We start from the raw sequence: 24,036 nt of genomic DNA, 5'->3' as shown, positions 1-24,036 counted from the left end.
GTGCTTTTTTGGCGGTGAAGTTTCGCCAAAAGTATAAAAGTAAAGGGCTTTTCAAGCCTATAACAATCATTACTGTTTTGTTGTATGAATGGACACAATTTTTGCTAGCTTTCAAATTTCTTCAAGTCTGATATAACACCAACTCGCAATCGTTAAAAAGAAAGTGCTAAATTAACCTTCAGCACTTTCGGCACGGATGGGAATTACAATTCCTTCGCGCAGCAGTGCATCGGTAAAAATCTTCCGAAGTACACGTTGAATCTGAAGATGTTTTCCTGGCTTCACTTTAGTTAATGTCCGCAGCAACAAGTTAGACTCTCCAAGGCTTTCCACTCCATCTATTTGTGTACCTTCGAGTACATCTGGATCATCTGTTTTTAACTGTTGTCCTACCTCCTCAATCACTTTGTATACATGCGTTAAGTTTGAATCATAAGGCACACCAACTTCCACTACTGCAAAGATATACTGTTTGGAGTAATTAGTAATTGAGCCAATATCCCCATTCCGAATTATCTGCAATTGACCATTGGGATGTCTAATACGGGTGGTTCTGAGTTCAATTGCTTCAACTACACCTTCGACAACTTTCTCTTCGGCTTTCCCAGCTTCGATATAATCACCCACTAAGTAGTAGTTTTCAAACAGAATAAAGAAGCCGCAAACTATATCGTTTATCAGTGTCTGTGCCCCTAAACCTACAGCTATACCGACAATACCCGCACCTGCAAGTATAGGAGTTGGATCAATGTCAACAGTATATAGAATAGAGATAATAGCAGCAAAGTACACAAAGTATTGTAAGAAACTACGAAAAAGAGGAACGAGTGTCAAGCGTCTACTTCTTTGAATATCAGTTAGATTTCGGTCTTTGAACAGCACCTCTTCAACAAGTAAGTAAACGACTTCAAACAACACACGACTAATGAAGATGATGCCGATGATCTTGATTATTCGCGGGCCAAAAGCTGCGATATTGGCGATTAATTGCACCTGCTGAATCACCAATGTTGCCATGCAGACATAAATCACAAATTCTAGACACCGCTTTAAAAAGGGTATCAGGTGTCGGAGGCGATCGTAGAATCTCAAGAGGTTTTCAGGGTTGGAGTATCTGACGCTGAGAGCATCCAGAAAATCAACGATCGCAGCAACTGCTTTGAGAATCAGCAACCCAACGGCGATAATTAGATAGATTCGCAGTGCAATGTACAAATATTCCGAAACCGTTGCTGGCAATTTGAGAAACTGGGCACACAAGATGACAGCCCACAGCCACATTCCACCGCTAATTCTGTGATATAGGGCGTTAAAGAAAGCATCAATATTTTCATCATCGGCAGTATTTTTTTCTAAGTTCTTGGCGCGAGTACTAGCTACCTTCAGCCAATATTTCAGAAATTTCAGTGCGATCGCTGCTAAAATTAAACTGCCAATGCTCTGAGCTATGCCAATTCCTAGAGTTATCCAAAATCCTGATGGGATACGCTCAATCAGTGCTAAGTTGTATTGTTGAAGGTTTTCGCCACGATAAACTAGATAACCGTTAGCACCCACAATCAAAATACATGACACCAAGCAAGCAAGTAACAATAACCCTGTGATGTTCCGACGCAAGGTTTTGATATTCCTATCTTCGCTTTTTATTATAGAGGTCTTTGTAAATAGCTTGAATAACTTGCTTACAAGCCAGTTCAGTAATAAAAAAACAAAGATTACAAGGCTGACTTCAGCTAAGATGATCAATATATTCATGCGCGATCGTAAAACTTAAATAATTTAACAGTTTTATCAAAACAGAATTTTGACTTCTGAATTCTTCTTCAATGTGAAAACCTATTGAGAGATATCAAGGTATCTCTATTAAGATAGATGATAATTATTTCATATAATCACTTGTTGTCAAGCTATTAACATTTAAATCACTTTATATCTCGCCCCGCCGCTTGGGGCATTGGGCATTGTGCATGGAAAAGAGACAAGGGAGACAAGGAAGAGGGGGGAGACAAGGGAGAGATTTATTCAATAATTCGGGAGCATCCACAAATGGCAAGAAACACCGGGCGATTGGAATAGAGCCTCCGGCACGCTGACGCGCTAAGCGAAGCTATGCCGTTCGCGCAGCGTCTCTAAGAGTTGGCTTTACGCGGCTACACAAACGAAGTCCGCCTACTCTTCGAGAACGCTAAGAGCGAACGCGGACTCTCTGAACCCGCGTTCGCGTAGCGTTCCGTTGGCGCAGCCTCTCGTACAGAAGGAAAGGCGGGTTTAGTTTGTATAGCCCCAGACTGCTAGTCTGAGGGCAATCCGCCAAAACGGGATGCTCCCAATAATTCCTCCTCATCCCCCTCATCCTACACTCCCCACTCCCCATGCTCAAAAACTCCACCCACAAGGGGATGGAGTTTTTCATAAAATTGACTTTTGCAAAAAGTTTACTACTTCATTCAGCAGATGAAACACTTGGTATTGCAGAACGAATTACACTAATAAAGTTTTGAGCATAATTCTGTGTTGAGAAATCCAAGGCGCGTTGCCTGGCAGCTATTCCTGCACTTTGGGCAAATTCTTGCTCGTCAAGATAGAGGAGAATTGCGATCGCTAATTTATCCGCATCGCCGTAAGGTGTTAATAGTCCATTCATGCCATCGGTAATAATCTCCGTTGGCCCGCCTGCATTACCAGCAATCACAGGTTTACCCAGCGCCATCGCCTCAATAATCACAATTCCAAACGGTTCCTTATCCGAGGCATGAACGAATACATCCATCGCCTGCACCCACTCCGGGATATTACGCTGTAGTCCAGCCATAATTACTTGCTCTTTCAAGCCCAAGCTGGCAATTTCGGCTTTTAAAAAGTCCTCATAGTCGGGTTCTAAATCGTGCTTACCGCCAACTACCACACAATGAGCATCAGGATACTTCTCTAAAATTTTGGGCATTGCTTGCACCAATACGTGCATTCCCTTCCATCGTTGCAATCGTCCCACGATTCCAATCAACGGCCCGTGTAAGGGTAAGCCGAGTTTGCGGCGTGCTTCTTCAGGAGTTGGCAAAGCATTAGGCTCAAATCGGTCTAGGGCGACACCAGGATAAACTAAGGGTGTTGGCCTGTGGGGCCAAATTTCTGCTTGTGCTTGCTTACCATCTTGAGAAAGGGTGATAATTGCTTGGGCTGGGATTAAAGTGGCGAGTCGGACTAACCAAGTTTTATCGCTAGGTACTTCTAGTTGATACCATACAGCAGGCAAACCAGCCAGCATCGCCGCCAAGCCTCCAGATATATGCGTAATCCACATCCAATTGACAATTATATCTGCACGTTCGCGGCGTGCGATCGCAGCTATCCGAAAAACAGCGCCAATAAAACGGTGGATTTGGCGTAAACGTCCACTTTCTACAACTCGCGCATCAATGCCAAGGGACTTTACTTGTTCTACCATCGGGCCGGGTTCTAAAAATATCACCAGCCACTCAACACCAGCATTACGTCCTTGCTGTACTAAATCCCAAAGCATCATTTCACCGCCGCCTCGTTGCTCGGCTAGTGGCATTACAATAATTGCTTTCATAATTTATATCAGTCCTATTTAAGTTGTAAGATTTATCAGATCCCCTACTTCTCTAAAAAGTCGGGAATCTTGGAATTGCTATAGTATTTATGTCCTGCCATAGCCATAGCTAAAAATCCCCAAAGAATCATCCCTGCCACACTTAACATCCCACTACCAATAATTAGCTGTGTAGCAGAACTGATACCAATCGCACGAGCAGCACTGATAAAACTATCAAAACGTCCTTCACCATAACTGCTAACACTAATAATTAACAATATTAATCCACCCATATAAAATATGGCTCCAAACCAACCAAGGGTGAAAAACATATCTAAAATGCCACTATCAATTACCACTACTTCGATTTGACCAGTTTTTTCGTTGACTTTCCAGATATTTCCTAAGCCGTTACCTAAAGCATTAGAAAGAGCTAGACCAAGATTTTTGTCATAACTTCCCGATCTATCTTTAAAACTGTTATCTTCTTGAAGATTAGAAAAAGTTTCTAAACGGGCTGATACAACCCCAGCAATTGGCTGAATAGTTGTCAATGGTACAACACAAATTGCCATCACCACAATTATAATGATTAAGCGCATTTGAATTCGCGTCTTGACTGAACCCACAATCATAATTATTCCAAATAACCAGCCTCCCCAATTAGTCCGCGCTTGTGTCAGTAGAAAGGACAAGTAACCAACAGCTGAAGCCGGAAAAATTAAACTTCCCGAACTGGTAAATAACAACAGTAAACCGGCTTGCATGACAGAACCAAAGGGGCCGACTGAGTGCAATGTACTCCAGACACGCATCCCGAAAGGTACAGGGTTTCCAGAACTCATGAATAGTTTTGATTGGATGAGCCAATACTTATCCCACTCAGGAGCTACTACAAATTGATATATGCCATAAGTTCCTAAAATCAACACGCACCAGAGAAATGTTCGCTGAATATTCTGGCGATAGCTGGGATAATCTCGCCAATTTATAAATAAGTGAAAAGCGAAAATGATCGGACTGAGCCAATCCATCAGTCCTCGCGCTACGGGGATAGGTGGGTTATAAATCAGACCGATGAGAAAGCCATAAAAGACTCCGATAAAAGCCATAACAAACGGCAAACCCCCTTGACGAGAGGCGCGGGGAAAGTGGCGCAAGAATGTTGCTATAGTTACAAAAACTACCAAATATGGTGCTATGAGCATCTGACGGGTAGCATCCCAACCCACCCGATAGTCAACTAAGCGGGTAGCTAAGGGTGTGAGAAACCATATCCACCAGGTAAAGCTGATGTAGAGAATGGGATGCCGCAAGTATAAAAACACGGCTACTGCTAAAGCCGTCACCGGGTAAATTAGGCGCAGTGCAGCAGTAGCACCAGCAAAATAGCAAACTACAGTTAGTAGTATAAAGCCTGCGATCGCCATCCACCCCTGCTGCGATCGCTCTTCGGGAGAATAGTTTTCTTGTGAAAAACTATTGAAAAGTATCTGTCTAGAATTCATTCAATTTTAAATTTTGGATTTTAGATTTTCAGATAAGCGGAACTTACATAAACAATAGGTAAAACCCTGATTTTCAGGTAGGGGCAATTCATGAATTGCCCCTAAAAAGTGTAGATTTGCGTAAGTCCTAATAAATAAATCTCAAGGCTTAAAAAGAATTCAAAATAAAATAACCTATCTGCAATTACGAATTACGAATTACGAATTACGAATTACGAATTACGAACTCTTTATATCCTTGCCAACGCCCACGCCAAGATGCCAGCAACTTTTTACCCGCCAATTCCCCTTGGCTAGGTAAAAATCTTAGCCATTGTACGAAACCCAAACTATCGCATGTACCAACAAATACTGCCCAGAATAAAAATACAATTCGGCGGATAAATGGCAGATGCTCTAGTAAAACTAAGGTTTCATTATGGACTAAATTAATAAAGGCAATTTCGTTAAAATTGTTTCGCTGATCTTCATCAAAACGTTGTGCTGGATAGTGATCTACGGCAACATTAGGATCGTAAATTATCTTCCAACCAGCCCGTTTTAATGCCAGAGTAAATGCCATTTCAAAATGTACCTGCGCTCCAGTACCGCGCATCCGTTCGTCAAAGCGCAGTTGCCCGATTGCCTCTTTACGAAAACTCATGTTTACGCCTTTGAGAATATCGACTTCGCGGGGTTCTCCCACTCCCAGGTGATGGTTGCCAATCACTCGCCCAAACCACTGCAACTGTCCCACTACTGGACGGGATTCGTCTTCTAATTTGCTGCCGTGGTGTATCCAATCACGCCCTCCCAAACCGCCGAGACGACTATCTGAGGTAAAGTAAGCGGCGATGCGCTCTAACCAATCTGGGTGAGGTGCGGCATCATCATCAGTGATGGAGACAATATCGCCCTCCACTGCTGCTAGTCCGGCATTGAGGGCTGCTACTACCCCCGGTTGTGTCACTTTCACAGTATGCAGTGGCAGATTGGGCGCGTTTAATTGCGCCAAAAATTGCCAAGTTTCTGCATCCGTATCGCGGACAACCACTATCACCTGACCGACGGGTTTAATTTGCTCCTGTAGCGCCAAAAGGCAGCGTGATAGGTCTTGTGGACGGCGATAAGTTGGTATCAGAACGGTGTTCCGCATTCTTGCTTAACTCCTCGAATAGATCCACATAAGTTTGTGCCATAGTACTCCAGCTATGTTGTTCTGCCACAGAACGAGCAGCTTTGCCCATTTGCTGTATGAGAGCGGGACTGCTCACCAAAGTCATCAACGCCACAGTCAAAGCATCAACATCATCTGAGTCGGATAAGACGATGCCACATTCTGGTGTCACCAACTCTCCGCCCCCGGTGGCTGTGGCAGTAATTACTGGCAGTGCTGAAGAAAGTGCTTCTAACAATACGAGGCTGCAAGCTTCGTATCGGGAAGGAAAAACAAATAAATCTACTCCTTGCATAATTTGGGGGATATCACGGCGAAATCCCACAAAATGCACCCGTTCATTTAACCCTAACGATGCTGCTAGCTGCGGAAAAGGGCTATTTTGGGTGTGTCCCACTACCACCAAATGTAAATCGGGAACTTTCACCAAGGCGTGCAGTACTGTATCTAAGTTCTTTCTGGGTGTGCGGATGTCTCCGGCGAACAATGCTAGGGTTACATTCTCCGGTAAACCCAACTTTTGGCGATCGCTTTCACCAGGGGCAAACTCTTCTAAGTCAACGCCATTGACGATTACGCGAATGCGAGAACGAGGTACACCAATGTTGACTAATTCATGAGCTACCTTTTCGGATACTGCTACGACAACCTGCGCCTTTTGGAAAGCCTGTTTTTCCCAACGCGCATTAAAAGCCGTAAATAGCCATTGGTAAAAACCATACAAATCTCGACGATTGCGGGAAATATGAACAGGCGATCGCAACCATGAACTGTGGACAAAATGTACAGCATTCACATCAGCCGCAGCCAGATTAATTGCGCCATTGACTTTAACTAAATCAATCTCAGAGCGATGTTTTTGCAACCAATCTGCACTTTTTTGAGCAAATATGAAATTCCGCACAAATTCTGTCGGATAGTCTTTGACTGGAATTGGAATCCAATTAACTTGACTATTATTTTCTAGTTCTGGTGCAACTTCACTAGCTATTAATGTCAGTTGATGACCACGACGAATTGCTTCATTAGCAACCTCATAGTTTACTCGTCCCTGTCCATCACCTTTCTTAATTTTATGAGTAACAATACAAAGTTTCATTCACTATCTTCCTTAAAGATAAACGTATTGCATAAATATTTTGTTTGCTCACACATAAAGAACTTCAAGAAATAAATTATCCATCTTGTGGGGTGGACATCCTGCCCGCCCTGAATATGGAACGGGTGTTAGCGTAGCGGCACGTAGTGCGGACACCCATCCCAAAATAAAATTTGGGATGTTTTTTATTCTCTCTGCGTCCTCTGTGTCTCTGCGGTTCTAGAAAAAAACAACTTATACGATTGCTCTATTATTTAGAAAATCCTATTAACTTATTTGCCAAAATTTTTGGAGTAAAACTAAGAGCGAGTGCGACTAGAGTTCGGGTATTAAACTTTTGCTTTCTCAATGCTTGCCAAAAATAAGGACGTGCTACCGCTATCTGTTCACTTCGTAGCAAACCAATTCCAAAAGTTGTATTAGCTTCTAACCATTTCTGTTGAAAATACGTCCTAAATTGCTGTAAACGAGCGTCTTCCATGAATACTTGATAACAGAACATTTCGCTTTTAGCCTTGCGGATTTTTGCCTGCACATCTCGACTACCACTGAGCATAGTATCAGTTTGCTCGTGGGCACGATATCGCGTCAATCTTTCTGGATAGTAGTAAGCGCCATAACCCGATATACAACAAAGGTAAGTTAAATATAAATCCCACATCCCGCCAACTTCTGGAGGAATACTATCCCAATCCACAAGATTATTGCGAATCAAACAAGATGCAGCAGTAGGTATACTCTTATCTACCAATCCAATTTTGTAGAAAGGTTGATGAATTCCTTTTGCTAATTTATCTCGCTTATAACCGCGTGTATTCTCTTCAGTTCCAATATCATTAATAATGCCATTTGCATCTATAATATATTGGTCGCAGAAAGCAATAATTAAGTCAGGATTTTCTTCTAGTGGTGGTACAAGCTTTGCTAAAAAGTCTTCATTCCACATATCATCATCATGAAGACTAGCAACATATTTACCTCGCGCCATCTTGAAGCCGTGTTGCTGATTAGCAAGCATACCGACATTTTGCTGATGTCGCCAAAATCGAATGCGTGAATCACCAAAAGATGCAACAATAGCTTGGGTATTTTCTTCACTACAATTATCTGAAACAATAATTTCGATATTTTGATAAGTCTGTTTAATAGCACTACCGATCGCTTGCTTGAGATAATCTGGTCGGTTATAGGTGGGGATAATAACGCTGACTAAAGGCTGTTGGCATTCTTGAGATAATGACATATTTTTTTCCTTTATATTTCATAGATAAAAGATGCACTAAACTTCATCTACCTTGAGAACCGTAGTTTTGTAGGTTGGGTGCAGCGATAGCGTAACCCAACATAAAATTTGGTGATAATGTTGGGTTGCGTTTCACTCCACCCAACCTACATAAATATATCTTTTAAAAAACTCTAGGTTTCAACATAGATGAGGTTTATTTGAGGTTTTAACCAAACTAAGTAAGTTAGTAGAAATAAAGCAAATTATGTTACGAAACGTAAACAGGCTTAAAGTCTTTACTAATGACCAATGACAACTTGCACTGAGCGGAGCCGAAGGGAGGACAAAGGACAGCCCTTACCAGTTAGCTTTAATTGCGCCAACCGACTTAAGCTTATTTCACTTGAGGAATGCTATATAATTTTTTGGTTCTCGAAGGAAATTCAGCTATTGTTTTTGCATAAATTGTTCGCAGATTATTTACATGAGCAGCCATTGTAAATTCCTTCATCAATAAAGCATGGCCTTGTTCGCCCATTTGTCGGCTTTTTTGGTGATCTCCATACAAATAATTAATAGCATCAACCAGCTTTTTGATATTATTACCTGGAACCAAAATACCTGTTTCTCCATCTCGTAAATGTTCTGGAATCCCTCCGACTGCACTACCAATTACAGGTCGATAATTAGAGTATGCTTCCAGAGTTACAAGACCGGCAGGTTCAGGCCAGATACTAGGGAAGATGACTGCAAAACACTGTTGATAAAGTTGATTTATCTTGTCAGCATCGCACCAACCATGCCAAGAGATCCGCTTACTTAATCCAAGGGTATTTGCTAACTTTTCTAACCGTGGTCGTTCCCAGCCTTCACCTGCAATATCAAGCTGAATTTGCGGGTTTGTATGTATTAAGCTTTTGAGCAGCCATTCCAAACCTTTATCAGAAACAATGCGACCAACAAACAAAATTCTATGATTTTGGTGGACTTCTAAACTTAAGGGTGCAGTTGTTATTTTTGGTATAGAGATACCACAGTGTAGCGTTACAGTTTGCTCAGGGGGTACACCGTTTTTAATCAACTCTTGACGCACGTATTCGCTATTAGCAACAAAAGTAATTTTTACTTTTTTTAAGGTATCTAATAACTGATGAGTAATTTGAAGTTCTTTAAGAGTTCTTAATGGTCTACGGCTACCACATTTATCTGCTAGTTTACCCCAAGTACAACCTAAGTAAGAAAAATTGCGATTGCAGATTGTGCGTTGCCCTGCTAAGTACTTTGTGCCACTAGGACAGTATAATGAGTGATTATGAACACTAAATACAGTAGGACATTCGCCCGTAAGCTGCAATAATAAATCTGGGCTGTGGATGTGCAGCAGCTTGAATTGACCTTGGTCAACATTCTTGAGCGATTTTATCACGCGATCGCTAACTTCAGGTGGTCGATGTTCAAACAGAGAAGCTAAATAAGTTTCAACACCTCCGCCCTCACCTACATTAAAATTGGAGCATTGATAAATCAGGTCTTCTTCAAAAATCCCTCTATGCAATTGTTTATTATCTTGTTTGGCATCATTAATTGAGTTAAGCATTCATCACCATTTATTTTTACCTTATTATTAATTAGATTCCTCATAGAATTAGAGGCTTATCTTTATCAACTTATATGCCAACATTAAACCAAAGCTTATGTCTAACATCACTCACATAATGTCTGAGAGCAATGTTTTTACTTGCAGATTTATCTGGATAGATGAACTGATCTTCTACATTGAGAACATATTTATTTGAGCATAGAGGCTGACCATGATTGTGGTGCATGGTCAAATGGACAATTGTTTGTTCAGTAAAATAAGTAGGAGATTCTTGAAGATTTGCTAACCGTTCGATGGCAAAACTCCAGTCGAATTCATGCCTAAATAATATAAATCCACCATTTACGGGATTTGACTTTTCAGACTCATCATAAATAATTCGCTCGTCAAGCGACATAGAACAATCAGGTAGATAAAGAGAATATTTTTCGTCCGACTTACTCAAATCAATTAAGTCAATCCCGCCAGGAAAAAATAAAATATCTGAATCAGTGTAAATCGTAGTACCATTAACAGGAATCGACATCAATGCCGACAACTTTCTACCCATTGGATGCAGTTGGGCATAATCAAGAACACATTGAGGTAAATCTGTTCTCAAGAAGTTTTGTAAAAGTATTACCTGAACGCAGGGATGAATACGGCGGAGTAAATTACAACTAGAATCAGTATAACTACCATCGGAAACGACAGTAAATGTCTCTGGAATGCCCACATGACGAATGAATGACCGAATACTTGCCACTTGTTCTGGTAAATCGCGTTCGCATGATAAGGCATAGATACTTACCGGAACTTGCCGAGTTTGTTTGATGGGAATACTGACAATCTGAGAAAGGGCTGCTTTATATAGAGAGCGATTAAATCTACCCTGAATTTTAGCAGTGTGGTAGCCTATATTTACCATTTATTTTTCCTCATTAAAATTATCAATAACTGAGTAGGGAAATGAATTCGTAATTTACGAATTACGAATTACGAATTACGAATTATAGTATTGCATCTGGTGATATTCCCAAAGTTTGCCTTGGCGTGCAAGTAATTCTTGATACTTACCCTGTTCTACTATTCGCCCCGCTTCCAAAACTACGACTTTATCTGCTTTAGAAATAGTAGAAAGACGGTGAGCGATCGCAATTACTGTTCTACCAACAGATAGCTTTTCTAATGAATCTTGAATTAAACGCTCGGATACCGAATCTAAAGCGCTAGTTGCTTCATCCAAAATCAAAATTTCGGGGTTTCGTAGTAGCGCCCGCGCGATCGCAATTCGCTGTCTTTGTCCTCCAGATAATCTAACACCCCGATCTCCCAATTGGGTATTAAAACCTTGGGGCATTTCTAAAACAAATTCCAGCGCATTCGCTAGTTTAGCGGCTTCTTGAATTTGCTCATTAGTGGCTTGTGGAGTGCCATAAGCAATATTTTGCCAAACATCAGTATTGAAGATAAACGTATCTTGACTGACAACAGCTATTTGACGACGTAGAGAGTTAATTTCAAACAGTCTTATATCAACTTCATCGATATAAACATTTCCCTCTGTAGCATTATAAAAGCGAGGGATTAAATCAGCCAGAGTTGTTTTACCAGCACCAGATGCTCCGACTAGTGCAGTCATTTTTCCCTTCTCAATGGTTAGGGTAATGTTATGTAGTACTATGTTTTGGTCATCGTAACCGAAATCTACAGATACTAAATTTATTGCCCTTTCTAAAGCTTTAAATTGCAATTTTCCATTTTGGAAATAATATTTATCATCACTTTTCAACAGGCTTTTAATATTGTCTGCTGAACCATGTAGGGTACTGAGAAATGCCCGCGTACCATTAATATCTTGAACAAACGGAATGAAGCGAAATAGTACAAAGAAGAATGTTAGTAAAGAAGCAACTTGTAGTGTTCCATTACTAACCAAGCTAGTGAATGCTAAAATAATCATTCCCACCAAGACGGTAGTAGCTACCCCTTCAGCAATTGGCTTGACAAGTGTCCAAGTGAATACAACTTTAGTTGTAGAGCTTACTACCTTATCGCTAGCTTTGTAATAACGCTGACGCTCAAATTCTTGAGTACCACAAGAATGAACAGTGCGAATACCATTAATAAATTCTATGGCTGTTGATGTAAAGTTAGCATTAGCAGTTGTCATACCAAAACTGGATTCTCTAACTCTGGCATTCAGATTAGATAACCCTACACCTAAAAGTGTAAATAGTAATGCTGAAATTATAGTCAGTTGCCATGATATCAAAAACATTGATATTAAGTAGACAAGAGTTGTTATTCCTCTACTTACTAAAAATGCTCCACCACTGAAACCCTGCCTGATTCTTTCGATTTCTGTGGTTATTGTGTTAATCAGTTCACCAGAACGAGTTTTAGCAAAGTAACTTAACGATAAGGATTGTAACTGTTCAAAAATTTGCTTGCGTAAGCGATCGCCAAAATGCAGTTGAGATAATTCTGTATAAACTAGTGCAAAATAATTAAAAGCAACACGTAACCAAGTACTTAATAATATCAGCGAAGATATGCGGTATAGACGGTTAATTGCTGATGACTTCGAGCCTAAGACTAAAGTATCAAACCATTCTATTCCTGTTTGGACAGGTTGAGCATTTGGACTAGTTAAGCTTTGCAAGAAGGAAAGTAAAAAACCAATACTTACTCCTTCAAAGGTTGCTGCTAAAATTGAGAATATTAGAGCTAAAATTACTATTTTGCGAAAGTGTTTAAATTCTCGCAATATCAAATAGTTATCTTGCCAAAAGCTGGAAGCTTTGAGCAGATTGCGGAATTTTTGAGGGAGTTGAGAATTCATTGATTTTAGAATAATAGTTTGGCAAGGTAGATAGACCGTTATAGATGCGATGTAAGCAATTTTTGCGTTAGTCTCAGTGCGGTAAATGAAATCATCAATTACCGCACAGATAAGTTACAGTGTTTGGCTATCTAGATGTAAGAGGTGAGACTGTGCCTCTACTTCCCAGGAAGCTTTAATGTCTGGTAGTTTATTTAGCTGTACTGCATCTTCTAAAGTCCAACAATGAGATCCGGTCAAACTCATGTCACCCCGCAGCACATTAAATAACTGAGGCAGATTGTCGAGATTGTATTTACTCATCCAACCTAGCGGTGTGATATTGTGTGTGCAAAATTTCATTGCTTGAAAGAGTTTACCTCGTTCTCCAACACGCCATTCATGGCAAAAGAGTGATCCTGGTGAGTAAACTTGCACTAGTACAATCAATACCAGCATGACTGGACTGAGTAATAGCAGCAATATTAAAGCAGCAATCCAATCAATTAGTCGCTGCAATTGTCTCCAGGGTTGATTAGAAGGTTTATTGCCGGCTGGTATGCTGAGGAATATTGGTTTTTGAGCTTCTTGACATGCATCTGCCCAAAACTTGAGCAAAGCCTCACCCAGCTTTGGATCTATGCTTACCAAACTTATAGGAGAATGTTGTAAGCATTTGACTAGCGATCGCTTACTATCTAATACAGGCAGATATGGTTGTTTCACTCGTCCAGGCTGCTTTACCAACAACTGACCCCGCCGCCACAGGAGTGTGCAGTACTCACCCTTATCTTGCTGTTCCTGGGTTATATCATATAAATTCTCTAGAGTTGGAATTATTGAAGTTGTCATAATGTCTTTGGGTTTATACAGGAGTGAATTACTGAGGCGCTATCAAAGGCTATTAATGCCAAAGACCCAAATCCGAATCTTGTTGTAAGTCCAAAAAGTTGGAGATAATTGAGGGCAAAAATATGTTATTGCTATTTGCCACTCAGCAAAGCACATATCGTCCAGGATTCTGCTGGTGTAGAGGTTTATAAATCAACGTTACTATCAATATTCATGGGCAATCGGTATTTTCCGGTAACTACTGAAAGTAGAAATATGTAGAGGGAAATTACCCATAAATCTATATCTACGTTTAATTGTACTGAGGTGTTTATTGTGTCGATAGATTTAACAAAACCAGTCCACCCTTGTCTTCTAGCCTTTATGAAGGTGCTTTAATCTCTAGAATATAAGACTATCTAGAAATAGCGATCGCTCAAATAAATTCTTTATTTACTCTTTAAAGAGCCAGTAATTTCTCTGAAAACCCATAAAGATCGCATAAATATACTAAAATTTTCCTGATAGCAATAAAATGAAATTTTGTTTATAAATACAAAAGACAAGATCCCCGACTTCTTTAAGAAGTCGGGGATCTATACATCTCGCGGTACTAGTACAGCGCGGCGTAAATAAACCACCCATTCCAAATCAATGAAACCCTTACGGTACAGCAATTACGAATTACGAATTACGAATTACGAATTACGCCCTGCGGTACTAGCTATTTTTCTACAGCTTGTCGCAAAGCCAATTGCTGTTGTTTTACATAAGGTACGTAATTACTGCTAGAGTTTGATACCCCATTAGCTACAACCCCAATCAGGTTTAACTTACTCAGCATTGCCGTAGCCTGAGTTAGCTGGCTTCGCGTCACAATACCAATGCTTGCCACCATGACCACGCTACGACAAGATGATGCGGTGAGCATGGCATCTACCAAACCGAGAACTGGGGGAGCATCTATGAGTACCAAATCATAATTTTCCTCAAAAGCTGCCATCAATTGCATCATCCGGGGGGAACTCAACAGATTAGCTGGGTCAGTAGGTTTGGGGCCAGCAGTCAAAATATCGATGTAGGAGGAACCTGAGTATTGAAGACTAATCTGGTTGGGTAGACTTGCATCACTCGCCAGTAGAGTTGAAAGCCCCTGTTCATTAGGAAGATTCAGTTGGTGGTGCAGGCTGGGATCGCGTAAATTGGCATCAATTAGTAACACCCTTTTGTGTAAACGGGCTGCACTCATCGCCAGACCCAACGCCAAAGCTGACTTACCCTCATCGGGTAAAGCTGAGGTAATCATCAAAGACTTCAAGTTAGCAACAGTATTTAAAAGTTCAATGTTCTTGTAAATCAGATCCAGCGATTCCCAACGCGGGGGAGATTGCAATACCTGAATTGTCCAAGGGGCGAGAACTTCTGGCTTGCCAAAGGGCAATTTGATCATTGATTCTCTGGGTTTGGCTGGCGGTAACTTGGGGGTTGTTCCCAACAATGGTAGAGCCATTTGTTTCTCTAACTCAGCAGTGGTGTGAACTGCATCATCAGCCGAATCTCGAATAAAGGCAGCAATTCCTCCTAACATCAACCCAACGACAGCACCTAACAGCAAGTTCTGTTGAAGATTGGGGCCTAATTGTGCGCCTTTTTGGGGATCTTCTACCACTTCCCAATTAAATCCACCCTTGGAAAGTTCTTGCCGTAATTGCTGTTCTGCTCTTAAAAGCTGCTCTAATCTTTCACGACTAAATTGCAACTGTGGTAACATCCGATTGTAATAAGCTAACAAAGGCGGAAAGCGTTTGATTTCCAAACGTAGCTCGTTTTCTTTCTGAGCTAAACTTTGATCGCGAGCAGTTAAAGCAACTATAGTTGTCTGGGTTTCTACTAACTGACCAGCGAGACTAAGATCAATTTGGCCAAGTTGTCCTTTTTCGAGAAGAGAGTCTCCAGAAGTGAATCCACCAGCAGACTTTCCGCCTAAAGTTCTTCCTACTTCTTGTTGTAATAATTCCTTCTGTCCCTGAAGCTGTTCTCTGAGCTTTTGCACATTTGGAGTCTGATCTGTAAAGCGTAAGCGTTCTTGTGCTAGTGCTAGTTCGCTTTTTTGGATTTCGTTTAGTAAGCCTTGATAGCGAGTAGACTGACTCAGACGAGAAGCAACTAAAGCATTTTGAGGAGAACGGTTCAGTTGTTCTTCCAAAGATTTTTGGCGTGCTAAGGCTTCGCCATACTGAGCGCGAGTTGTCTGTCTTTCTTGAGCAATATTATTTAAAGCTGTTTCAATGGCTTTGGCTTGTGACTCTGGATCGATTAAGTTCTGATTTCTGCGAAATCTTTGTAAATTAGTCTCAGATGCGTTTACTTCTTCACTGGCTTTACTTAACTGTTCTCTAATAATTTGCAGACCTTTTTGTAACCGCGAACTCTGTTGTTCTTTGTTATATTCCAGATAAACTTGTCGAATTGCACCCAAAACTTTTTGTGTCTTTTCTGGATCGCCGGCAGTGTATTCAACTTGAAAGATTTTTGTAGCGACATTATCTTCTTTGCTTCTCAATTGAGTTAAGACTAAAGAAGATTTAATTTCACCTGCACTGATGTCTGGATAATCAGACTGAAGTTTATCAACTGCTTTTTGAATGAGTCCTGAACTCTGCATCAAGTTAAGTTGGGTGGCAGTATCTATCACAACATTAGAGTCAGTAAACTGGCTGTCTACCCCTGCTCCTTCCTTCTTGCCTTGATAGTTAGGTTCTACTAGCAGTTGCATTGAACTTTTATAAGTTGGTTTAGTATTTAAAGTTACTATGCTGGCGATAGCAATAGAACTAATTAATACTGCTAAAAACCAAGGAAATCTTCGCACAAATACAGCAAACAATTGTCCGTAACTTGGTTCAGTTTCAGAGGCTGGAGTTATTTGAGGATTTAGACTATGAACCACTTTTGTTATCCTTGTCTTTGAGACTTACGCTAAGAGATATCCCGAAGAATGCCTATTTTTTTACGAACCGCCAAGTGCGCCAAGTACGCCAAGGATGAGAGAAAACAAATAGGTAATTTTATAGTGGGAAAAGATTAAGAAATAAGCAAGGCAAGAGGCATTATTCCTTGAAATACCACGCTTATAAAGAAGGTGGTTTAAATTAGTCTGATATCAGAAAGTTTTTTTGCTACTTTTAAGGTGAGGTTTGTACCAAAAAATAATAACTAATGACTAATGACCACTTTATCAAATGAATATTTGATGTCCGCCACAAACTTGGCTAATAATTTGCTCAACTTTTCCAAAGAAGGCATTTTCTGAAAAGTTTGTTACTGCATGATTACGGATGCGATCGTAATCCCAAGAGATGCTATTGGCTTCTTGTAATGCAATTTGTAGAGATTCGGGTGTTTGTCTTTTGAAAAAGACTCCTGTTTCACCTGGGATTTGAGTATCTAATACTCCACCTGCTCCATAAGCGATGACTGGTGTGCCGCTAGCGTTAGCTTCTACTGGAACTAATCCGTAATCTTCTAATGCTGCAACAATAATAGATTTTGCTTTGGAAAACAAGTCTTTGCGGGTTCTATCACTTACGTGTCCTAAGAAGACAATATTTTGTAATGCTTTGGATTTTAACCGTGCTAGTTCTGGCCCGTCACCTGATATTAATAAGTGCCATCCTAACCAGTTAAAAGCTTCGACTATTATATCAAGGCGTTTATAGCTAATCATCCGGGCTGAAGCCAGATAATATTCATCTTTTATATCGGAGAAAAGAAATTTACTCGTATCAATTGGATAGTTAACCATCATTGCCTTTTTGCCGTAAATATTTTCGATACGGCGGGCAACAACACTAGAATTAGCAATGTAAAGGTCAGGTTCCTGTGCATATTTCAGGTCTACCTTTCTCATTACTTGAAATACTTGTTCGATTAAAGGTGCAAAGTATCTATAGTCTCCGTATTCTCTTAAATAAGTTGCTGTATCCCATAAGAAACGGGTGACGTTATGGCAAAAGCAAATGTGACGAGCATTGGGGTTTTTTCGGACTGCTTTGGCGAAGCTGGTGCTACTGCTAATAATTAGATCGTAGTCTTGCAGATCCAAGGCGCGAAAGGCAGGAAAATATAGAGGAGCCATTGCCCTGAAATATTTTGCTGCACCAGGGATTTTTTGTAAGAAGGTTGTGTTGACTATGCGATCGCCTAGATCAATAGTTTTTTGGCGATCGTACAGAGATGTGAAAATGTCTGCTTCAGGATAACGCTTACAAAGCAGTTCAAATACACGCTCTGCCCCACCTCGCTGGGTTAAATAATCGTGGACTAGAGCAATTTTCATCAATTTGACCTAAAGTTTCGATCGGGTTTGTTTCAATACTCCCCAGCAAGCCCCGCAGTTAAATCGGCGGTTAGAAACCGCGTCTACACAGGCAAAACCCACCTCCGTGGGTTAAGAACCCTCAATTTTTCCTTAGTCCGCGCAGGCGGACTTCGTTTGTGTAGCCGCGTTTGCGTAGCGTGCCGGAGGCTCTATTCTATTCGCCCTGGCTCTACGCCCCGCCCCTACAGCCAATTCATTTGTTGCAAATGTTTTTGAAACCAATATTACCCAACTGCTACTAAGATTTTTTCTGGGGCGAAATAATTGTTTTGCTCAGTTCTTAGTTGGTCGCAGAGTCTGCCTTCAGGTAATTCTACATCCTCATAAGTGAGGACTTGATCCTTAGAAATATCTCGTTTGAGGCGACACCCTTCAGCTAAACCGATTGGTAGAAGATTTTGCTGTTGGACGATATCAGAATTCTCACATTGTCCGTAGGTCATGTAGTAACCGATGCCATCTAAGGTTTCTCCAGCTTTCAGGTCGATTTTGGCAGTGGTGACAACATCTACTAATGGGCCTGCTAGTGGAGACATGACGGCATCACCGAACAGGACAGCACGCGCTACAGACAAGGGAACTTCAAAATGACAGAGGTGATAAGGAGTATAGAAGCTGTAAAGTGGGCCTTCGCCTAATTTGTATAAGTTGAGATAGTGGCGTTGCTTGGGGTCGTCATGAGTGGCAAATACATATACGCCTGGGCCTGGTTTGGCTCCAACTACATAATCGACAATGCCGCCCAGTTCTTTGAGTTGTTCAACATCATATAAATGGGTCATTTCCTCGACATAACCGTTGAAGTCATATCCCAGCATTCCCCGTTTGGCGACTTTCATGCCTGTGGCATTGGCAACGATCGCTTGCTCAAAGGAAATTTTGGTTCCGTCAGCGAAGCTAGCCACCATGTGGGGCTTTTGACCCCAACGTTTAGCAAATCCTTCCTGGGTGGTGGGATTGCGATAGGGGTCTTGGAGTCCTTTAATGTTACCGCACAATAAGGGAGTTAAACCAATGCTTTTTACAAAGCGGTAAAGGTTCATTTGCACCCCTGGCTGATCGCCATCACAAGCGCTGAGAATCACGCCTGCTTTGTCGGCATAGACTTTCAGGATGGGGCCAATAGTGCCGTCGAGTTCGGCATTCATCATGATCACATGTTTGCAATGAGCGATCGCTTCCATTACGATGTGAGCGCCAAATTCCACTGCCCCTGTAACTTCGATTATGGCCTCGATGCCCTCAGCCCGACACAGTAATTTTGCGTCTTCTGTGACTGCATATTTACCGTTTGCGATCGCATCTTCTAATTCGCTGACAGTTGCAACAACTTGAATATCTTCAATTCCTGCTTCCGAATAAGCTTGTTTAGCTGCATCAATCTGGCGATTGGAGATAGCAACTAACTCCATTCCTGGCACTGAATTGACAATTTGGTTGGCAATTCCTCGACCCATAAAACCAGCACCAATCATTCCCACCTTGATAGGATTTCCTGCTGCTGCACGGGCTTGTAAGGCGCGATCGATAATAATCATGAACTAAACTCCTTTTTGGAACTGTTGGTTGTGATACAAATTCTCTATAAACTTGCACTTAATAATTTTTACAACTAAATATTAAGTACATTTTCATGGGAATTAAGATTAGCTTGCACCAAGCGACTAGAAGTCACAGCTACACAGGCAAAACCCTTAATTTTCATCAGTCCGCGCAGGCGGACTTGGTTTGTATAGCCGCGATTTATAATCGCCAGGGCTAAATACTAACTGGTTGTTTGCTATATACCATAGAACCAGTATGTTTTTTCTGGCTGTGATTTTCGATAATTTGCTCCACAACATTTCTATAAACTTGGGCAAACTTTTCTTTAGTATGATTTGCTCTTGCATATTCCCAAGCCTGACGAGACATCAGCTTTAAATCTTCTTCAGGTAAATTGGAAATACTTATAACTTTCGCCTTAATTTCTTCAAGGGAAAGATTATCGAAAATCACACCAAAATCGTGAACATCCACACCAGATTCGTAGCTTAAAATGGGAATTAGCCCAGCTTGTAAGCAACTTATTACCGCTCCTGACTGTCCTTCAGAAACAGAAGGATAAACCAGCCCCAAACAGTTATTTGTCACCTCTATAAAGTCAGGACTGCTAACATCAATCCACCCATAAGTGTGAATATTAGGTGTTTCGTACAGTTCTTTATAGAAAGCTTTTTCAAATTCTTTGTCATTACTTACCGGGCCACAAATTGTTAAATGGTATTCTGGCATTTGGGCAAAGGCATCTAAAACTAAATCTAACCCTTTAAGGACTAAAGCACTACCACCAAACCAGAGAAAACGCTTTCTTACCGCTTCAAAATCTTTCTTATCTGGATAGGGATAAACAACAGGCGAAGAAATTGGGATACGATACATTGGTTTATTAGCATACTTGAATGTATCAGTTGTGAAATCGTTACCCAACACAATGGCACAATCGGCATATTCAATTCCCAAATTAGGAACCTCAAATCGCTGTGGTTTTAAGGTTACACCTTTGCGCTGTTGTACTTCTAAAAGCCTGTTGCATTCAGCTGCATTGCGAAACACCATATTCGCAATGTCAACATGAAAAATTTTGATGCAATCCTTGTTCAGTTTTGGTGCCAGTGCTTCCATCCGATGACGGATATCAATGAAAAATGCGTAGTCCTTTTGCGGAACGAATTTATCATTGTGGAACTGGATAACATCAACGTTATAGCCCAAGTCTAAAAAAGTTTGGGCTATTTGCCAAACTTCCCAGTACCAAGTGTGGTCATTAGGCATTGGCTGACCAGGTTTTAAGAGGAATGGTTCAATCCGATAAGAAAGAAGTACATTCCCTTGAGAAAGTTGTTTTGGCTTTAGAGAAACAACCTTTAATGTTTTCGCATAATTAATACGAGCTTGTACTTTGTTGGAGACAAAAGAGATAGTATTAGCGACACGAGATAGAATACTATTTGACATTTATTTCTACCTAATTTCATTAACTTAAAATCTCAAACTTTAATTAGTAATTGATAGTTGCATATACATCAATTCTAATTTATCTTTCCTAACTTGGCGTTCTTGGCGTTCTTGGCGGTTCGTTTAAAAAATAATTCACAAACCATTGAATCCCCCTATATTTATCTAGAAGTACCGCCAACAGTCATCATTCTCAACAAAGGCCAACTTAAATCTTTCTCAGAGATTTCAGTCACATCTAGAGGCCAATCAATATTAAAAAATGGGTCATCATAGCGTAAACCCCTTTCATACCCTGGCGTGTAAAATTCGCCTACTTGATATACAACTTCAGTTTCATCCGTCAGTGCTTGATACCCGTGAGCAAACATTTCTGGAACATACAAAGCGCGGCGGTTTTCTGGTGTTAGTTCCACACCGATGTGTGACAAAAAGCTAGGAGATTCAGGACGCATATCAATAATTACGTCATAGATAGCGCCTTTAGTACAGCGAATTAACTTCGTTTCTGCGGCTGGTAGAATTTGATAGTGCATTCCCCGGATAGTGCCTTTTTTGTAGTTAAAAGACAGGTTGCATTGGGCAACAGTTGGCTTTAATCCGTGTGCTTCAAATTCTTGAGCGCAGAAAGACCGAGCAAAAAAACCACGGTGGTCTGGCTTTTCTTCTAAGTCAATAATGAATGCGTCTTTTAGTGCGGTTGCGGTGAAAATCATTATGATTCCTTTGAGATGAATGTTGAGTAAAGAAATTAAACGAACCGCAGAGGGCACAGAGAGATGAGAGTTTGAGAGATATTTTGTGTCAGTAATCTACAAATTTCATCGCGTGCAACTCTTTTCTTTCTCTTCCTCTGTGTTCTCTGCGCCTCTGCGGTTAATTAAATTAAATTTACGTTTTTAAGTCGAAACTTTAACTGTATTAGATGCAGAATGTAACTCGACTCTGGGATAAGTATCATCCCAGTATTGAGTGCAGAGGTCTGGTCTTTCAGGAGGGTTGGTGGTGTAACACAAGAATAGTGTTGACCGGTCTTCTGTACGAACTGTGCCGTGATGCAGAGTATTTTTCGTATCTACAAGAATGACAGTACCTGCTGGGCCTGGGCAGGATTTCCAAGCTGATTTAGGGATGACTGGTTTTACTTGTTCATCGTCGATACCCATATAGCTTGACTTCCAAAGTTTGTAGTAAAGTTGAAAATAATTCCAACTAAATAAGGGAGTTAAAGAGCGGGGGATGTATTGAAAAGGCCCAGTTTTTTCTTCTACATCATTCAAGTAAATAATGATTTTGATAATCCGACGGTCTTCTGCATCGCTATGCCATAGTAGTGTCCCAAACTGATGCCTATTATTAAAATCTTTGCGTAAATGTACACCATGAAAAGCAATAGGAAGACCAATATAATTTTCGATGATGTTGACTAGCCTTTTCTCTACCCCCCAGGCATAAAATTCTGGTAAACCTGTAACTGTATAAATTTGTGGCAACCTTTCATCTAGATGCTCATTGGTGGGATTTTCCATCTGAGACAATTGATGGTGAGCAGCTTTGAGCAGTTCGGAGCTAGAGTCGAACCCTAAATCTGCCAAGGTTGTGACGTAAACACCATCTTTTTTGAGAGCATTAAGGATGTTGCGATCGCGCCCTTCCAATGCTGGCAAATTTCTGCTATGCTTCCAACGAGCTAGGTAATATTCAAGGTCAGACGAGAGTGTAGCTATTTTGTGTCTAATAGCATTGAACATGACGTAAATCCCTCTCTTTTTGATATATATTTGTTAGTAATTTGGTAGTTTATGACTTATAGCTACGTACTTCTTCAGTAGATATCTCGCTTGATTCTGCTAAACTGAATTCTTTAGAAACCATCACGTCAAAAGCGCACAAGCTGACTAAAGCCAAAAATGGAACTATTGTTTTGATGGCGGACATCGGCCATCTTCTTAAAGCACCCAAGAAAACTTTCAAGTTAACTTCTTTACCGTTCTGCAAAAGCATCCGTCTACAAAACTGCTTAGAATATCCACTCTGCTCTAATTTCAAAATCACTTCAGGGATGTGTTTGTATTGCATTAATAGTGCTGATTTTGGTTCTTTCTGCCAATAACTCACACCAACAACACATTCTAAATAAGTCTCTTTAGTGACAATTACACTACCATTAGCAGCGCAATATCCGGCTAAATATGCTAAAGATATCCAGTTATTCTCAGCATCTTGCCAATTTTGGAGAGCGCGTTTTACTAAGTCAGTGCGATAGACTGTAGCAGTCAGAAAAATAACTGCACCGACACTTTTTGAAAAACAATGCTCAAATATAGATTTACCATCACCCTTGCCATCTTCACTATCAAGGTCAAACCAGCGATTACCAACGATTTTTGGTGGATGAACTGGTTCACCAGTAATTTGGTTACGACCGGAAAAGTTGAGGAACAATAATGATAAATCTTCGTGTTGTCTGAGCTTGCTAATCACATAAGCAACGGCTCTATCTTGAATTGGGTCATCATCACCGATTGTCCAAATATATTTTGTTGTTGTAGACTTTAGGCAATACATAATATTTTTGACTACGCCTAAATTCCGTGAGTTTTTATTTGATTTAAATGTAATATTGTTAAGAGTTGTTTGCCATTTTTGGATCACCTGCTGAGTATTATCTGTTGAACAATTATCAGATACTAAAATCTCACACTCATCTTCAAAACCTTTGACAGCTTGAGCCAACCATGTTAACTGTTTATCAAGTAAATCGGCACGATTATAAGTAGGTATGGCAATAGTCAGCAGTTTATTCATATTAAGCTTGAATCTATAGTTAAGAGGCTACTAACAACAGCTTATTTATTAAAAAGCTGCTTTCTAGTTTAA

At 40.6% G+C, this 24,036-nt stretch carries 17 protein-coding genes; all 17 read right to left on the bottom strand.

Going from position 1 to position 24,036, the window contains the following annotated elements:
* Positions 1 to 171: 171 nt before the first annotated feature.
* On the bottom strand, positions 172 to 1,755 hold the full coding sequence (locus HWQ36_RS10965) for a mechanosensitive ion channel family protein (RefSeq protein WP_292701914.1): 1,584 nt from the start codon (positions 1,753 to 1,755) through the stop codon (positions 172 to 174).
* Positions 1,756 to 2,443: 688 nt separating this feature from the next.
* A complete protein-coding gene (locus tag HWQ36_RS10960) occupies positions 2,444 to 3,574 on the bottom strand; it encodes a glycosyltransferase family 4 protein (protein ID WP_292701911.1) in 1,131 nt (376 codons plus the stop codon).
* Positions 3,575 to 3,618: 44 nt separating this feature from the next.
* Complete coding sequence (locus HWQ36_RS10955) at positions 3,619 to 5,064, bottom strand: O-antigen ligase domain-containing protein (RefSeq protein ID WP_292701908.1); 1,446 nt, start codon at positions 5,062 to 5,064, stop codon at positions 3,619 to 3,621.
* Between the two features lie 205 nt (positions 5,065 to 5,269).
* Positions 5,270 to 6,199, bottom strand: coding sequence for a glycosyltransferase (locus tag HWQ36_RS10950; protein WP_292701906.1), 930 nt, complete (start codon positions 6,197 to 6,199; stop codon positions 5,270 to 5,272).
* On the bottom strand, positions 6,117 to 7,319 hold the full coding sequence (locus tag HWQ36_RS10945; RefSeq protein ID WP_292701903.1) for a glycosyltransferase family 4 protein: 1,203 nt from the start codon (positions 7,317 to 7,319) through the stop codon (positions 6,117 to 6,119). The genes HWQ36_RS10950 and HWQ36_RS10945 overlap by 83 nt, the downstream gene beginning before the upstream one ends.
* Before the next feature lie 250 nt (positions 7,320 to 7,569).
* Complete coding sequence (locus tag HWQ36_RS10940) at positions 7,570 to 8,562, bottom strand: glycosyltransferase family 2 protein (protein WP_292701900.1); 993 nt, start codon at positions 8,560 to 8,562, stop codon at positions 7,570 to 7,572.
* Between the two features lie 376 nt (positions 8,563 to 8,938).
* Positions 8,939 to 10,141 carry a glycosyltransferase family 4 protein gene (locus HWQ36_RS10935; protein ID WP_292701897.1) on the bottom strand — a complete coding sequence of 401 codons (1,203 nt, stop codon included), beginning with the start codon at positions 10,139 to 10,141 and terminating at the stop codon, positions 8,939 to 8,941.
* A 70-nt stretch (positions 10,142 to 10,211) separates the two neighbouring features.
* Positions 10,212 to 11,051 carry a hypothetical protein gene (locus HWQ36_RS10930; protein WP_292701894.1) on the bottom strand — a complete coding sequence of 280 codons (840 nt, stop codon included), beginning with the start codon at positions 11,049 to 11,051 and terminating at the stop codon, positions 10,212 to 10,214.
* 75 nt (positions 11,052 to 11,126) lie between these two features.
* Positions 11,127 to 12,968 carry a heterocyst formation ABC transporter subunit HepA gene (hepA, locus tag HWQ36_RS10925; protein WP_292701892.1) on the bottom strand — a complete coding sequence of 614 codons (1,842 nt, stop codon included), beginning with the start codon at positions 12,966 to 12,968 and terminating at the stop codon, positions 11,127 to 11,129.
* 114 nt (positions 12,969 to 13,082) lie between these two features.
* Positions 13,083 to 13,799 carry a heterocyst development glycosyltransferase HepC gene (hepC, locus tag HWQ36_RS10920; protein WP_292701890.1) on the bottom strand — a complete coding sequence of 239 codons (717 nt, stop codon included), beginning with the start codon at positions 13,797 to 13,799 and terminating at the stop codon, positions 13,083 to 13,085.
* Positions 13,800 to 14,502: 703 nt separating this feature from the next.
* Entirely contained in the window at positions 14,503 to 16,728 is a 2,226-nt protein-coding gene (locus HWQ36_RS10915; RefSeq protein WP_292701888.1) for a polysaccharide biosynthesis tyrosine autokinase, read from the bottom strand.
* Between the two features lie 288 nt (positions 16,729 to 17,016).
* Positions 17,017 to 18,117, bottom strand: coding sequence for a glycosyltransferase (locus HWQ36_RS10910; RefSeq protein WP_292701886.1), 1,101 nt, complete (start codon positions 18,115 to 18,117; stop codon positions 17,017 to 17,019).
* Positions 18,118 to 18,383: 266 nt separating this feature from the next.
* On the bottom strand, positions 18,384 to 19,697 hold the full coding sequence (locus tag HWQ36_RS10905) for a Gfo/Idh/MocA family oxidoreductase (protein ID WP_292701883.1): 1,314 nt from the start codon (positions 19,695 to 19,697) through the stop codon (positions 18,384 to 18,386).
* A 220-nt stretch (positions 19,698 to 19,917) separates the two neighbouring features.
* Entirely contained in the window at positions 19,918 to 21,156 is a 1,239-nt protein-coding gene (locus HWQ36_RS10900) for a glycosyltransferase (protein ID WP_292701881.1), read from the bottom strand.
* Between the two features lie 161 nt (positions 21,157 to 21,317).
* Entirely contained in the window at positions 21,318 to 21,872 is a 555-nt protein-coding gene (gene rfbC, locus HWQ36_RS10895; protein ID WP_292701878.1) for a dTDP-4-dehydrorhamnose 3,5-epimerase, read from the bottom strand.
* A 183-nt stretch (positions 21,873 to 22,055) separates the two neighbouring features.
* Positions 22,056 to 22,907, bottom strand: a complete 852-nt coding sequence (locus tag HWQ36_RS10890; RefSeq protein ID WP_292701876.1) for a phytanoyl-CoA dioxygenase — start codon at positions 22,905 to 22,907, stop codon at positions 22,056 to 22,058.
* Positions 22,908 to 22,956: 49 nt separating this feature from the next.
* A complete protein-coding gene (locus tag HWQ36_RS10885; RefSeq protein WP_292701873.1) occupies positions 22,957 to 23,964 on the bottom strand; it encodes a glycosyltransferase family 2 protein in 1,008 nt (335 codons plus the stop codon).
* Between the last annotated feature and the right edge of the window lie 72 nt (positions 23,965 to 24,036).

This window comes from Nostoc sp. NMS2 (assembly GCF_017115105.1).
GTDB lineage: Bacteria > Cyanobacteriota > Cyanobacteriia > Cyanobacteriales > Nostocaceae > Nostoc.
This window is presented reverse-complemented; position numbering and strand designations above follow the sequence as displayed.

Coding starts and splice junctions, on each gene's coding strand:
- HWQ36_RS10930 (WP_292701894.1), bottom strand. CDS start 11,051: ATGGTAAATATAGGCTACCACACTGCTAAAATTCAGGGTAGATTTAAT.
- HWQ36_RS10965 (WP_292701914.1), bottom strand. CDS start 1,755: ATGAATATATTGATCATCTTAGCTGAAGTCAGCCTTGTAATCTTTGTT.
- HWQ36_RS10905 (WP_292701883.1), bottom strand. CDS start 19,697: ATGATTATTATCGATCGCGCCTTACAAGCCCGTGCAGCAGCAGGAAAT.
- HWQ36_RS10940 (WP_292701900.1), bottom strand. CDS start 8,562: ATGTCATTATCTCAAGAATGCCAACAGCCTTTAGTCAGCGTTATTATC.
- hepC (WP_292701890.1), bottom strand. CDS start 13,799: ATGACAACTTCAATAATTCCAACTCTAGAGAATTTATATGATATAACC.
- HWQ36_RS10885 (WP_292701873.1), bottom strand. CDS start 23,964: ATGAATAAACTGCTGACTATTGCCATACCTACTTATAATCGTGCCGAT.
- HWQ36_RS10960 (WP_292701911.1), bottom strand. CDS start 3,574: ATGAAAGCAATTATTGTAATGCCACTAGCCGAGCAACGAGGCGGCGGT.
- HWQ36_RS10935 (WP_292701897.1), bottom strand. CDS start 10,141: ATGCTTAACTCAATTAATGATGCCAAACAAGATAATAAACAATTGCAT.
- HWQ36_RS10890 (WP_292701876.1), bottom strand. CDS start 22,907: ATGTTCAATGCTATTAGACACAAAATAGCTACACTCTCGTCTGACCTT.
- hepA (WP_292701892.1), bottom strand. CDS start 12,968: ATGAATTCTCAACTCCCTCAAAAATTCCGCAATCTGCTCAAAGCTTCC.
- HWQ36_RS10910 (WP_292701886.1), bottom strand. CDS start 18,117: ATGAAAATTGCTCTAGTCCACGATTATTTAACCCAGCGAGGTGGGGCA.
- HWQ36_RS10950 (WP_292701906.1), bottom strand. CDS start 6,199: ATGCGGAACACCGTTCTGATACCAACTTATCGCCGTCCACAAGACCTA.
- HWQ36_RS10945 (WP_292701903.1), bottom strand. CDS start 7,319: ATGAAACTTTGTATTGTTACTCATAAAATTAAGAAAGGTGATGGACAG.
- HWQ36_RS10900 (WP_292701881.1), bottom strand. CDS start 21,156: ATGTCAAATAGTATTCTATCTCGTGTCGCTAATACTATCTCTTTTGTC.
- HWQ36_RS10955 (WP_292701908.1), bottom strand. CDS start 5,064: ATGAATTCTAGACAGATACTTTTCAATAGTTTTTCACAAGAAAACTAT.
- rfbC (WP_292701878.1), bottom strand. CDS start 21,872: ATGATTTTCACCGCAACCGCACTAAAAGACGCATTCATTATTGACTTA.